Source organism: Rhodoferax sp. GW821-FHT10B06 (genome assembly GCF_059415605.1).
Window position 1 is genome coordinate 35,325 of sequence record NZ_JBWKNO010000004.1, and the last position, 12,964, is coordinate 48,288.

The following is a 12,964-nucleotide window of genomic DNA, read 5'->3' on the forward strand; positions in this document are numbered from 1 at the left end:
TTTTAATGCCTGTGTGGCAAGTTTATGGACTTGTCATAAAAACATGTAGTTACAACCGCTAAGGTCTAACCCTAGGTCGCCACGTCGGCGGCGCAACATCTCCGGGCGTAGCAGGCGGCACTTGTCTGGCCTCGCCCGTTGCACAGGGTTAGCACATGAAAAATCTCAAAATATCCACCCGCCTGCTGGTACTCGTGGGGGTTTTATCGGCCCTGCTGGTCGCCGTGGGGGCCATCGGCTTGCTGGGCATTTCCCAGTCGAACGCCGTGGTGGAAGCCATGTACAAGCAACGGATGCAGTCGATTGCCGCCCTGGGCAATTACCAGTTCCTGGCCATGCGCGCGCGGCAGGTGATTTCCGACACGCTGATCGACCCCGTGCCCCTGGTGGTCGCCAAAAATATCCAGGAGGTGGACGCCATCAGCGCCGCATCCCAGAAGGCCTGGGACACTTTCATCGCCACCCCGATGTCCCCCGCTGCAGCAGGCCTGGTGAAGGAGCTCACCCAAAAGCGCCAAAGCTTCCAGCAAGAGGGCCTCAAACCGGTGATGGAGCGTCTGCGCGACGACGACTTTCTGCCCGCCCAGGTGCTGGTGCTGGGCAAGTTCACTGCCCTGTTCAACCCCATCAGCAACGACATCGTGGCCCTGCTCAAGCTGACCACCGACGAGGCCCAGCAAGACTATGACGCCGCTGTGCTGCGTTACCACGCCATCCGCACCGCCTGCATCGCCGCCATTGCCTTTGGCCTGCTGTTCTCGGTGCTGTTTGGCTGGACGCTGATGCGCGGCATCACCGCGCCCCTGCTGCGCGCTGGCGGCCTGGCCGAGGCGGTCGCCGGTGGCCGCCTGGACCAGACCGTGGACACGGCGGGCAGAGACGAGGTGGCCGCCGTGATGCAGTCCCTGGCGGCCATGCAGGCCAGCCTGTCCACTGTGGTGGTAAATGTGCGCCAGGGGGCGCAGTCCGTGGCGGCTGCCAGTGCCGAAATCGCCCAGGGCAACCACCACCTCAGCGTGCGTACCGAGCAGCAGGCCAGCGCGCTGCAGGAAACGGCCGTGTCCATGGATACGCTCAGCGCCACCGTGCAGCACAACGCCAGCAGCGCCGTCCAGGCCAACCAGTTGGCCCAGCGCGCCAGCACGGTGGCCCAGCAGGGTGGTGCCGTGGTGGCCGAGGTGGTGACCACCATGCAGGGCATCAATGCTTCTTCGCGCAAGATCAGCGACATCATTGGCGTGATCGACGGCATCGCCTTCCAGACCAATATCTTGGCCTTGAATGCTGCCGTGGAAGCCGCCCGCGCGGGCGAGCAGGGCCGTGGCTTTGCCGTGGTGGCCAGCGAAGTGCGCAGCCTGGCCGGCCGCAGCGCCGATGCGGCCCGGGAGATCAAACTGCTGATCTCCGCCAGCGTGGACCGCGTCGCCCAGGGCTCGGCGCTGGTGGACAGGGCCGGCGCCACCATGGGCGAGGTGGTGGACGCGATCCGCCAGGTGACAGCGATCGTGGCCGAGATCAGCGCCGCCAGCAGTGGCCAAAGTGCGGGCGTAGCCCATATCTTGCAGGCCGTGGGCCAGATCGACCAGGCGACCCAGCAAAACGCGGCCATGGTCGAGGAAATGGCCGCAGCGGCCCGCAGCATGAAGACCCAGGCGCACGAGCTGGTGGCTGCCGTGGAGGTTTTTACCCTGCCCGAGCAGCCGCTGCTTGGGGTTGTGGAGTCGCGTAGCTTGCTATTGAATGGATAGCTGCTAGCGCAGGATTTTTCTGCGCTAGCAGGTTTTTTGCTGGTTAGAATCCAGCGCCCATGTCTGTGCCTGCCATTTCACGCCCCCGTTGCCCGGCCTGCCTGCGCCCGCAGCGCGCCTGCATCTGCGCCTGGGTGCGGCCCACCGCGCATACGGTGGAGTTGCTGCTGCTGCAGCACCCGCTGGAGGTGGACCAAGCCAAGGGCAGCGCGCGCCTGCTGCACCTGAGCCTGCCGCACAGCCGCATGTTGGTCTGCGAAGCCCTGGCGGACGCCGCACTGCTGACAGCCCCCTGGAGCCGGCCCGCGCCGCAACACACCGTGCTACTCTACCCCGACACGCCGGAAGACGCTGCCCTGGGCCTGCTGCCCGCACCCGCGCTGGACCCCGCCGCGCTGCAAGACCCGGCGCAGATTCGCTTGGTGGTGCTGGACGGCACCTGGCGCAAAAGCCGCAAGATGCTCTACCAAAGCCCCGCGCTGCAGCAACTGCCGCGCCTGGGCCTGCGCGACGTGCCGGCCTCGCGCTACCGCATCCGCAAGGCGCACCGGCCGGACCAGTTGTCCACGCTGGAGGCGACATGCCAAGCCTTGGCCCAGCTGGAGGGCGACGCCGGGCACTTTCAGCCTTTGCTGGACGCGTTTGATGGATTTGTGGCGCAGCAACTGGCGTACCGGCCAGCTTAAATCTGCTGCAGTTTTGATAGCTTCTTGCGCAAGTACCACCTGCGCCAGAGCCGATTTCTTTTAAATCCCTAATGGGTCCACGTCGATGGCCCAGCGGATCAGCCCCTTGGCCTCGGGCTGGCTGCGGGTGGCGCGTAGCACGGCTTGCCAGGTGGCCAAGAAGCGCTGCAGCGCCTGGCGCGATGGGCTTTCCACCAGCATCTGGGCACGCTCGATATTCGCCACCCGCTGTACGCCCATGGGCACGGCGGGGTAGAGCGTGACGCGGTCGGCATCAGGCACATCGCAGGCTGCGGCACTGGCCAGGGTCAGGAAGGCCTGGGCGGCCTCCTGCGTGCGCGCCTCGGCCCGCACCAGGGCCTGGTAGCTGAAGGGCGGCATGCCGGCCCCCAGGCGCTCGCCCAACTGGCTCTGCGCGAACGCTGGGTAGTCGTGCTGGCGCAGCGCGGTAAACAGCGGGTGGGTGGGGTGCTCGGTCTGCACCCACATCTCGCTGGCCGCGCTATGGGCGGCGTCGCGGCCGGCGCGGCCCCCGGCCTGCATCAGCAGGCTGAAGAGTCGCTCCGGCGCGCGGAAGTCGCTGGAGAACAGCGCGCCGTCCGGGTTGATAGCCGCCACCAGGGTGATGCGGCGAAAGTCGTGGCCCTTGGCAATCATTTGCGTGCCGACCAGCACGTCTACCGCGCCGGTGTGCACCTGGTCCAGCTGGGCTTCCAGCGCGCCCTTGGCCTTGGTGCTGTCGGCGTCTATGCGCGCCACCACCACAGCTCCGCCGTCGGGGCGGCGCAGGTTGACCAGTAGCTCGGCCAGGTGTTCTTCCAGCCGCTCGGTGCCGCGGCCCACGGGGGAAATATCGGGATTGCCGCAGCTCGGGCAGGCGCGTGGTACCGGCTCGGCGTAGCCGCAGTGGTGGCAGCGCAGGCTGCGGTCGATCTTGTGGAACACGCGGTAGGCGCTGCAGTGCGGGCATTCGCTCTTCCACTCGCAGGCGCTGCAGGCCAGCACCGGGGCGTAGCCGCGCCGGTTCAAAAACACCATGCTTTGCTCGCCGCGCTCCACCCGCTGCTGGATGGCGGCCAGCAGCGGGGGCGAGAACACAGTTTTCTTCTGCTGCAGATTCATGTCCACCAGGCGCACCTTGGGTAGGGCGCCAGCGCCTATGCGGCTGGGCATGGATAGGCGCACGTAGCGGCCGCCCTCCGCGGCCGGGCGGCTGTGGTGCCAGCTCTCCAGCGAGGGCGTGGCCGAGCCCAGCAGCACCTTGCAGGGCGTGGCTGCGGCGTCGGCCTGGGTGGCCAGGCGGGTCTCCAGCTGGCTGCGGTAGACGGCCAGGTCGCGCGCCGAGTAGCGGGCGCCTTCCTGCTGCTTGTAGCTGGGGTCGTGCTCTTCATCCACCACGATGAGTTTCAGGTGCGGCATGGAGGCAAACACCGCCATGCGCGTGCCCAGCACGATGCGGGCCGTGCCATGGTGGGCCGCCATCCAGCTCTTCAGGCGTTGCGGCGGCGTCATACCGCTGTGCATGGATACCACCGAGGCGGCGCCATACTGCGGCTCGAAGCGTTCGCGGAAACGCGCCTCCAGCTGCGGTGTGAGGTTGATCTCGGGCACCATCACCAGCGCCTGGGCGGCGGGGTCGCGGGCCAGCAGGCTTTGCACCAGCTGCAGGTACACCTCGGTCTTGCCGCTGCCGGTGGCGCCGAACAATAGGAACGGCCCGGCTTGTGCATCAAATTCGGCAATGGCGCTCGCCTGCTCTGCGCTGAGTGCTGCGGAATGTGTAGCGTCTTCGGCGCCTGCCGCTGCGCCGGCCTGCGGGCGCTTCAGGCGACGTGCGAGCTGTGTGGTGTCCAGCTCGCGCAGTTGCGGGGGCAGGGCGGCCAACGCCACCTCGCCCACGGCGCGCTGGTAGTACTGGGCGGCAAACTGCACCAGGCCGCGCCAGGCGGCGTTCAGCGGCAGCAGCCCGTCCAGCGCCGCGCTGAGGGGGCGGATCTCGAAGTCATTGTCTTCTGGCATCACATCCCACACCACGCCCAGGGTTTCGCGCTTGCCCAGCGGCACCCGCACCAGGCTGCCGGGTGGCAACGGCGTGGCGTGGCTGTAGGTCAGCGGGCCGGACAGTGCGCTGTGGGCGGGGGTTTGGACAACGACGGAAAGCCGGTGGGACATGTGGGGTGGTGGAGGGTGCAGCTTATGTGCGTTTGTTCACGAAAACTTGTGGATTGGAGCCTAAGTGCTTGATTTACAAATGATTTGAAAGCTATCCCAAGAAGCTGTGGATAACTTTGTTGATATCCCAAGCGGGGGCTCTGTAAAGGCCCGTAAATCAAGGCTCTCAACACTTTGCCTGTAAAAAAAGCATTTTCAGATGACTATATAAATCAACCACTTACGTGCGCTATTCGTTTTATAGCGGCTTGCTGCTTTACGGCCGCTTCACCAAAGGGCAAGCACAAGTTTTGTGCATAACTGGGGCTTGCCAAAACTATTTTTCGCATGCAGGACCGCTATTTAGGCCCGGATTCGGTGCGAAGCCCGGTGCACAGCGGCCACCAGCGCGGCAACATGCTCTGGCGGTGTGTACTGGCTGATGCCATGGCCCAGGTTGAAGATGTGGGTCGGCCCGGTGCCGGCGCCCTGGTGGGGCCGGCCGAAGCTTTGCACCACCTTGTCCACCTCGGCTTCTATCTGCGCTGGCGGCGCGAACAACACGTTCGGATCGATATTGCCTTGCAATGCTTTGCTGCCGCCAACGAGAGCGCGTGCCTTGGCCAGGTTTACCGTCCAGTCCAGGCCCAGCACCTCGCAGTCCAGGCCGGCCATCTCGTCCAGCCACAGGCCGCCGCCCTTGGTGAACACCAGGCGCGGAATGCGTTGGCCGTTGTGCTCCGTCTTGAGTTGCTTGAGCACCTGCTGGGTATAGGCCATGCTGAACTGCTGGAACGCGCCATCGGCCAGCACGCCGCCCCAGCTGTCGAAAATCATCACCGCCTGGGCGCCGGCTTCGATCTGGGCGTTCAGGTAGGCGGCGACCGCATCGGCATTCACCTGCAGCATGCGGTGCATCAGGTCCGGGCGGCTGTACAGCATGCTCTTGACCAGGCGGTAGTCGTCCGAGCCCTTGCCCTCGACCATGTAACAGGCCAGCGTCCAGGGGCTGCCGGAGAAGCCTATCAGTGGCACGCGGCCGTTCAGCGCCTTGCGGATGGAGGTGACGGCGTCGAAGACGTAGCGCAGCTTGTCCATGTCGGGCACCTGCAGCGCGGCCACGGCGGCCTCGTCACGCACCGCGTGGGCGAAGCGCGGGCCTTCGCCCTGTGCAAAGCTCAGGCCCAGGCCCATGGCGTCGGGCACGGTGAGGATGTCGCTGAACAGGATGGCCGCGTCCAGCGGGTAGCGCTCCAGGGGCTGCAGCGTGACTTCGGTGGCGTAGTCGGTGTTGGTTGCCAGGCCCATAAAGCTGCCCGCCTTCGCCCGCGTGGCCACATATTCCGGCAGATAGCGGCCGGCCTGGCGCATCAGCCAGACGGGGGTGTGGTCGGTGGACTGGCGCAGGCAGGCGCGCAGGAAGCTATCGTTCTGGAGCGGGGCGAAGGACATGGCGGTGGAGGGCTGGCTAAACCTAGAAGCTTAACGCACCGGTCTCGCACTCTCGGGGCCGCTTTTTCATGCTATGGATTAAATAGCTGCTGCTGCAGGTTCAATCGGCGCTAGCGGCCTCAAACGCATAAACCCCTGTGGCTAGACATCCCTTCCAGGGATTCCGCGGAACTGGCTTTGCCAGGCCGCTGGAATCGCCCCCTGCATGTCGCATCGGTTCTTCGAACCGATGTGAGGGGGGGGCGGAAAGTGCGCAGCACTGTAGCCTGGGGGTGAGCTAAATGACCCCGCGCGCGGACAGCACGGTGTGCGCCGTCTTGATGCATTTGTTCTGCACCACCCGCAGTCCGGCGGTCGTGGCGCGCTTGGCGGCTTCGCGGTGGGCGATGCCCTGCTGCATCCACACCGCCTTGGCTCCTATGGCAATGGCCTCTTCCACGATGGGCGGGATGTCCTGGCTCTTGCGGAAGCAGTTCACCACCTCGATGGTGTGCTCCTGCGCGGCGGCTTTCAGGCTGGGGTAGACCTTTTCACCCAGGATCTCGGTCGCATCCGTCACCGGGTTGACCGGAATGATGCGGTAGCCCCGCGACTGCATGGTGCTGGCAACGTCGTGGCTGGCCCGGCCCGGGTTGGGCGACAGACCAACGACCGCGATGGTGCGGGCATGGGTCAGTATTTGGCGGATGACATCAGCTTCGTTCATGCGCCACAGTTTACGCATGCAGGCGGTTCTGCGTGAATACCCTTAGCCGAAGTGGTCGAAGCCGGCCAGCGCCAGCTGCAATGCCTGGCCGTGGGCATCCACCAGGTGGATGGCCGGTCCCTGCGCCGTGCGGGGCTCTATTTGGCCGATGCGGGTCACCGGGGTCTGGGCTTGTGTGGCGGCGGCTTGCACGGCTTGGCGTGCGCTTGCGGGGGCGGTGAAAACCAGCTCGTAGTCGTCGCCGCCGGCCAATACGTACTCTCTTTGCTTTTCCAGGCTAAAACTGCCACTAGCGCAGGAGATATCTGCGCGAGTAGCTATTAAACCTGTAGCGATATCGGCCTCCACCACGGCGCCCACGCTGGAGGCTTGCAGGATGTGGCCCAGGTCGCCCAGCAGGCCGTCGCTGATGTCGGCGGCCGCACTGGCCACGCCGCGTAGCGCCAGGCCCAGCGCCACCCGGGGTGTGGGGCGCTCCAGCCGCTGGCGGGCCTGGGTAAAGGCCGCTTCGGGCAGCGACAGCGTGCCGCGAAAAACTTCCAGCGCCATTCGTGCGTCACCCAGCGTGCCGCTGACGTACAGGTCGTCACCCACGCGCGCGCCGGAGCGCAGCAGCGCCTGGCGAGGGGGGACTTCGCCAAAGACGGTGATGCAGATGTTCAAGGGTCCGCGCGTAGTGTCGCCGCCCACCAGTTCGCAGCCGTGGGCGTCGGCCAAGGCCAGCAGGCCTTGTGAGAACGGTTCCAGCCAGGCCGCATCGGCATTGGGCAGGGCCAGGGCCAGGGTGAAGGCCAGGGGCTGGGCGCCGCAGGCCGCCAGGTCGCTGAGGTTCACTGCCAGTGCCTTGTGGCCTAGCGCCGCCGGGTCCACGGTGGACAGAAAGTGCCGGCCTTCGACCAGCATGTCGCTGGAGATGGCCAGCTGCATACCGGGGCGCGGCTGCAGCAGGGCGCAGTCATCGCCCACGCCCAGCACCGCGCGCGGCGTGGGCCGGGTGAAGTAGCGGCGGATCAGGTCGAATTCGCCCATGCTGGCGCTCAGTGCAGGGTGTGCGATGCGGGCAGGCCGCTGTCGCCAGTGGAGTCGAGCACAAAGGTGGGAATAGGTACGTCGAAGCGTTCGCCGTCTTCGGCCACAAAGAAGTAGCTGCCACGCATCGCCCCGGTGCTGCTGCGCAGCTGGCAGCCGCTGCTGTATTGGAAGGATTCACCGGGCTGCAGCAGCGGCTGGTGGCCCACCACGCCCAGGCCTTTGACCTCTTGCAGATGGCCGTTGGCATCGCTGATGTTCCAGTGGCGCGAGATCAGCTGCGCCGCTACGCTGCCGGTGTTGCGGATGGTGATGGTGTACGCGAAGCTGAACACGGATTGCGCGGGCGCGGACTGCTCCGGCAGGTACTGCGGTACTGCTTCGATGGTGAACTGGTATTTGGGCATGGCGGCATCGTACAGCGCCGTTTTGGGCCCAAGAACGTGCTTACGGTTTATTTGAGGCCGCGTTGGGGAGCAATCGGGATGAGTTGGCTGTCAGCGCCTGCAGCATGGGCTCACTGCCCATGCAAGGGTGATGGCTGACAAATCGCCCGATTTCTCCCCAACCCGCAGGGCAGTTGCCTTCTCGGGCAGTCTGGGGCGTTGCAACTCTTGCCCATAGCCGGGCTATGGACGGCGAGCCGCGCCTACCAGCCCCTCCCGAGAAGGCAGCTGCGCGGCCACAAATAAATCGTAAACACGTTCTTGCCGTGCAGGCCTGCGAAAATACGGCCCATGAAAAATTACCGCATCGCCCCTTCGATCCTGTCCGCCGACTTCGCCCGCCTGGGCGATGAGGTTAAAAATGTCATCCAGGCCGGTGCTGACTGGATCCATTTTGACGTGATGGACAACCATTACGTGCCCAATCTGACCTTCGGGCCGATGATCTGCAGCGCCCTGAAGCCGCACGCCAAAAAGCCCGACGGCACGCCAGTGCCCATTGACGTGCATTTGATGGTGCAGCCCGTGGATGCGCTGGCCGCTTCGTTTGCCGATGCGGGGGCTTCCTTGATCAGCTTCCACCCGGAGGCCTCGGGCCATGTGCACCGCAGCGTGCAGGCCATCAAGTCCAAGGGCTGCCAGGCCGGCGTGGTCTTTAACCCCGCCACGCCGTTGGACGTGCTGGATTGGGTCATTGACGATATCGACCTGATCCTGATCATGAGCGTCAACCCGGGTTTCGGTGGCCAGAGCTTTATCGAGTCGGCCCTGCGCAAGATTGAGCAGGCGCGCAAGCGTATCGAGGCATCTGGTAAGGACATCCGCCTGGAAGTGGACGGCGGTATCAAGACTGACAACATTGCGCGTGTGGCCTCGGCTGGCGCCGATACATTTGTGGCGGGCAGCGCGATTTTCGGCAACCCTGATTACAAGGCGGTGATTGACAGCATGCGCGGCGCTTTGGCGGGCGTGTGACCTACCATCTCCATATGAACGACGGGACCGCGCCATGGCTTTGATCATCACCGACGAGTGCATCAACTGCGATGTGTGCGAGCCCGAGTGCCCGAATGATGCGATCTACCTGGGCGAGAAGATCTACGAGATCGATCCGCACAAGTGCACCGAGTGCGTAGGCCATTTCGATGAGCCGCAGTGCGTGCAGGTCTGCCCGGTGTCCTGCATTCCGGTGAACCCGGATTTTGTGGAAGACAAGGAAACTCTGCTGCAGAAATACCGGCGGCTGCAGGCCGGTATCGCCAAGCCCTAGCTCTTGTCAAGGGGCGCCGGAGCCTCTGGCGCTTTTGGGGTTCCCGGCGGACGCTCCGGCTTGGGCCGTGGCGGTTTGGTGGTATGGATGGCCATGGTGGCCTTGTTCATATCGCCTGCCAGCAGGGCCGGCACAGCTTTCAGTGCGCGGTGCATGCTGTCTTCGATGGCATGGCGATGCTCTGCCGAGGGTTTTTTGAGCACCCAGTTGGCGACTTCTTCCCTGGACCCGGGGTGGCCTATGCCGATGCGCAGCCGCCAGTAGTCCGGGCTGCCCAGTTGGCCGTGGATATCGCGCAGGCCGTTGTGGCCCGCATGGCTGCCGCCCAGTTTGAGTTTGGCCTGGCCGGGGACCACGTCCAACTCGTCGTGCACCACTAGAATCTCGGCCGGCTGGATCTTGAAGAAGCGGGCCAATGCCGCTACCGATTTGCCAGACAGGTTCATAAAGGTCTGTGGCTTGAGCAGCCAGCGCGGCTCTCCGTCCACTACTGTGCGGGCCACGAAGCCGTAATAACTTTTATCTGGCTGCAGGCTGGTTTTCAGCTCTTGCGCCAAGGCATCTATCCACCAGAAACCGGCGTTGTGGCGGGTCGCCTCGTATTCGGGGCCGGGGTTTCCCAGGCCAACAAACAATTTGATCATGCGCAGATTATCCCGAAGCAGGAACAAAAACGGCCCACCGAGGTGGGCCGTTGTGCAAGGCTAAGAAGTGGATTACTTCTTGGCTGGCTTGGCGCCGGCCTTGCCCTTGGCGGGCGCAGCAGCAGCGGCAGCGGGGTCCACTGCCACTTCTTCGGCCAGAGCCACGACGGACACCAGGGCGGGGTTTTCTTTGCCGCGGGTCACAACCGACACGCCCTTGGGCAGGGTTAGGTCCTTGGCGTGCAAGGAAGAGCCCTTGGTCAGGCCGCTCAGGTCCACAGCGATGAACTCAGGCAGATCTGCAGGCAGGCAGGAAATCAACAGCTCTGTCACCACGGGGGTGACCATGCAGTTTTCCGTCTTCACAGCGGGAGACACTTCCTGGCCGCTGTAGTGCAGTGGCACTTTCATGGTCAGCTTGGTGTCGGATTCCACGCGTTGGAAGTCCACGTGCAGGATCAGCTGGCGGAAGGGGTGCATTTGCACGTTGCGCAGCAGAACCTTGCTTTCCTTGCCAGCCAATTCCATGTCCAGAATGGTGGAGTGGAAGGTTTCCTTTTTCAGGGCGTGCCACAGCGCGTTGTGATCGACTTCGATCTGGCTGGCAGGCGTAGCGCCACCGTAAACGATGCCGGGGGTACGGCCAGTAATGCGGAGACGGCGGCTCGCACCCGTGCCCTGCTTTGCGCGCTCAAAAGCGACGAATTTCATAACTAACTCCTGTAAGAGTGCACCGCGACCAGTGTCACTCCGGTTTCATAAAAACCGGTGGGCACAGTGCACACCGGTCTGCTTTTTGTCCTGTTCAGAACAAATAGGGGAGGCTACTGGGATGCAGCCTTAAAACGCGCTGTCCTGGTCCGAGAACAAGCTCATGACCGACTCGCCATTGGCAATGCGTTGAATCGTTTCTGCGATCAGCGGTGCCACGGTGAGTTGACGAATTTTGGAACATGCCGCAGCAGCCGGGCTGAGCGGAATGGTGTTGGTCACCACCACTTCGTCGAGCGCAGAGCCATTGGCAATGCGTTCAATGGCGGGGCCAGAGAAAATAGGGTGCGTGCAATAGGCATAGACCTTCTTGGCACCGCGCTCCTTCAATACTTCGGCGGCTTTCACCAGGGTGCCCGCGGTGTCGATCATGTCGTCCATGATGACGCAGTTGCGGCCATCGATTTCACCGATCACGTGCATCACTTCGCTGACATTGGCCTTGGGGCGGCGCTTGTCGATGATGGCCATGTCGCAACCCAATTGCTTGGCCAGGGCGCGCGCACGCACCACGCCACCCACGTCAGGCGAGACCACGATCAGGTCTTCGTAATTTTTTTGGCGCAGATCACCCAGCAAAACGGGCGATGCGTAAATATTGTCGACCGGAATGTCGAAGAAGCCCTGGATCTGGTCGGCATGTAGATCCATGGTCAGTACGCGTTCCACGCCCACGGCCTGCAGCATATTGGCCACCACCTTGGCGGTGATGGGTACGCGCGCCGAGCGAGGGCGGCGATCTTGCCGGGCATAACCGAAATAGGGGATCACGGCGCTGATGCGCTCTGCCGATGCACGCTTGAGCGCATCGACCATGATCAGCAATTCCATCAGGTTCTCATTGGTCGGCGCGCATGTGCTTTGCACCACGAAAACGTCGCGAGCGCGCACGTTTTGGTTGATTTCAACGGTTACTTCGCCATCCGAGAAGCGACCCACGCGGGCTGCGCCCAGTGAGATGCCCAGGTGTTTGGCAATATCGGAGGCCATGCCAGGATTGGCATTGCCGGTGAAAATCATGAAATCAGTGTGGTGGGGCTGCATGAACGTCTTTGCGATGAATTGACTGTGTGCATATTTTGAACATCCGCAGGTTCAAAATATTTGGCAGGGGAAGAAGGATTCGAACCTTCGCATGCTGGAATCAAAATCCAGTGCCTTAACCAACTTGGCGACTCCCCTACACGGGTCAACAGCGTGACGCTGCCAACCGATTAACCATCGCTGGATGCCCAACCCACCAGAGGATGAACATCCATATTGCTGCACTTGCGAATGCTCCAGGCGCTTGGCGCATCTGTCACATCTACATCGCTTGGCATCGGCGCAAATACCGCGCTTCCTGAGCCAGTCATTCTAGCATGTAAACCTTTGCCTCCAAGCCACTCAAGGACTTGTTTTACAGCAGGGCAAAGATTTTCTGCGACTGGCTGCAAGACGTTTTCACCGAAGTGAAGTGGCCTAGCAGCAAAGCCTGCGAGTATAGCATGGTCTGAATTGCGCTTTAGATCTGGCGAAGAAAAAATTAATTTCGTATCCAATCCTTCGGGGGGTTTGGCGACCAGAAAGCGACTGGGCGGCAGAGACAGTGGGGTGATTTTTTCGCCAATGCCTTCGACCCAGGCGTTGCGGCCACCCACAAAAAATGGCACGTCGGCACCCAGTGGCAAAGCGATGGCCTGCAGCTGGATTACGCTGAGTTTCAAGTTCCACAGGCGGTTCAATGCCAGCAAGCACGACGCTGCATCCGATGAGCCGCCGCCCATGCCGGCCTGCGCGGGTATGTCTTTGTGCACGCCGATATGTGCACCTTGCCGGGTGCCGGTGGCGGCCTGCAAGGCCCGGGCTGCGCGCAACACCAGATCGTCTGGCGGCAGTGGGGTGCTGAGATCTTCGCGGCTGAGCTGGCCGTCGCTGCGCAACTCGAAGTGCATGGTGTCGCACCAGTCGATCAGCATGAAGACGGATTGCAGCAGGTGGTAGCCGTCTTCACGGCGGCCGGTGATGTGCAAAAAAAGATTCAGTTTGGCTGGGGCGGCTACGTCGTACAGGGCTTGCATG

The 12,964-nt window shown here is 63.3% G+C and carries 13 protein-coding genes and 1 tRNA gene; 4 read left to right on the plus strand and 10 right to left on the minus strand.

Features of this window, described 5'->3' with window-relative positions; all coding sequences use genetic code 11:
- Positions 1–155 precede the first annotated feature (155 nt).
- Entirely contained in the window at positions 156–1,748 is a 1,593-nt protein-coding gene (locus AC07O2_RS07545) for a methyl-accepting chemotaxis protein (RefSeq protein ID WP_495075124.1), read from the plus strand.
- Between the two features lie 59 nt (positions 1,749–1,807).
- On the plus strand, positions 1,808–2,434 hold the full coding sequence (locus tag AC07O2_RS07550; protein WP_495075125.1) for a tRNA-uridine aminocarboxypropyltransferase: 627 nt from the start codon (positions 1,808–1,810) through the stop codon (positions 2,432–2,434).
- Positions 2,435–2,494: 60 nt separating this feature from the next.
- On the opposite strand, the gene priA is transcribed toward AC07O2_RS07550, so the two are convergent.
- From priA to apaG, 5 genes are all read right to left on the minus strand, one after another.
- Positions 2,495–4,606 carry a replication restart helicase PriA gene (gene priA / locus AC07O2_RS07555; RefSeq protein ID WP_495075126.1) on the minus strand — a complete coding sequence of 704 codons (2,112 nt, stop codon included), beginning with the start codon at positions 4,604–4,606 and terminating at the stop codon, positions 2,495–2,497.
- Positions 4,607–4,948: 342 nt separating this feature from the next.
- Positions 4,949–6,037 (minus strand): uroporphyrinogen decarboxylase, encoded by a 1,089-nt coding sequence (hemE, locus tag AC07O2_RS07560; RefSeq protein ID WP_495075127.1) that lies wholly within the window; start codon positions 6,035–6,037, stop codon positions 4,949–4,951.
- A 277-nt stretch (positions 6,038–6,314) separates the two neighbouring features.
- The gene (locus AC07O2_RS07565; RefSeq protein WP_495075128.1) at positions 6,315–6,761 is read right to left on the minus strand and encodes a CoA-binding protein; all 447 of its coding nucleotides are present in this window, start codon (positions 6,759–6,761) and stop codon (positions 6,315–6,317) included.
- A 24-nt stretch (positions 6,762–6,785) separates the two neighbouring features.
- Positions 6,786–7,772, minus strand: a complete 987-nt coding sequence (gene thiL, locus AC07O2_RS07570; protein ID WP_495075129.1) for a thiamine-phosphate kinase — start codon at positions 7,770–7,772, stop codon at positions 6,786–6,788.
- Between the two features lie 8 nt (positions 7,773–7,780).
- A complete protein-coding gene (gene apaG / locus AC07O2_RS07575) occupies positions 7,781–8,179 on the minus strand; it encodes a Co2+/Mg2+ efflux facilitator ApaG/CorD (protein ID WP_495075130.1) in 399 nt (132 codons plus the stop codon).
- Between the two features lie 330 nt (positions 8,180–8,509).
- Here apaG and rpe point away from each other — a divergent pair, with 330 nt between their 5' ends.
- Positions 8,510–9,193: a ribulose-phosphate 3-epimerase gene (gene rpe, locus AC07O2_RS07580; RefSeq protein WP_495075131.1), complete on the plus strand. Its 684-nt coding sequence runs from the start codon at positions 8,510–8,512 to the stop codon at positions 9,191–9,193.
- 34 nt (positions 9,194–9,227) lie between these two features.
- The gene (locus AC07O2_RS07585; RefSeq protein ID WP_490592199.1) at positions 9,228–9,488 is read left to right on the plus strand and encodes a YfhL family 4Fe-4S dicluster ferredoxin; all 261 of its coding nucleotides are present in this window, start codon (positions 9,228–9,230) and stop codon (positions 9,486–9,488) included.
- On the opposite strand, the gene pth is transcribed toward AC07O2_RS07585, so the two are convergent.
- The 5 genes from pth to ispE form a co-directional block, all read right to left on the minus strand.
- The gene (gene pth, locus AC07O2_RS07590; protein WP_495075132.1) at positions 9,485–10,132 is read right to left on the minus strand and encodes an aminoacyl-tRNA hydrolase; all 648 of its coding nucleotides are present in this window, start codon (positions 10,130–10,132) and stop codon (positions 9,485–9,487) included. The genes AC07O2_RS07585 and pth overlap by 4 nt on opposite strands.
- A 72-nt stretch (positions 10,133–10,204) precedes the next feature.
- Positions 10,205–10,843, minus strand: coding sequence for a 50S ribosomal protein L25/general stress protein Ctc (locus AC07O2_RS07595; RefSeq protein WP_495075133.1), 639 nt, complete (start codon positions 10,841–10,843; stop codon positions 10,205–10,207).
- 129 nt (positions 10,844–10,972) lie between these two features.
- Complete coding sequence (locus AC07O2_RS07600; RefSeq protein ID WP_495075134.1) at positions 10,973–11,947, minus strand: ribose-phosphate pyrophosphokinase; 975 nt, start codon at positions 11,945–11,947, stop codon at positions 10,973–10,975.
- Positions 11,948–12,008: 61 nt separating this feature from the next.
- Positions 12,009–12,085, minus strand: a tRNA-Gln gene (locus AC07O2_RS07605).
- A 32-nt stretch (positions 12,086–12,117) separates the two neighbouring features.
- Positions 12,118–12,963 (minus strand): 4-(cytidine 5'-diphospho)-2-C-methyl-D-erythritol kinase, encoded by an 846-nt coding sequence (gene ispE / locus AC07O2_RS07610; RefSeq protein WP_495075135.1) that lies wholly within the window; start codon positions 12,961–12,963, stop codon positions 12,118–12,120.
- Between the last annotated feature and the right edge of the window lies 1 nt (position 12,964).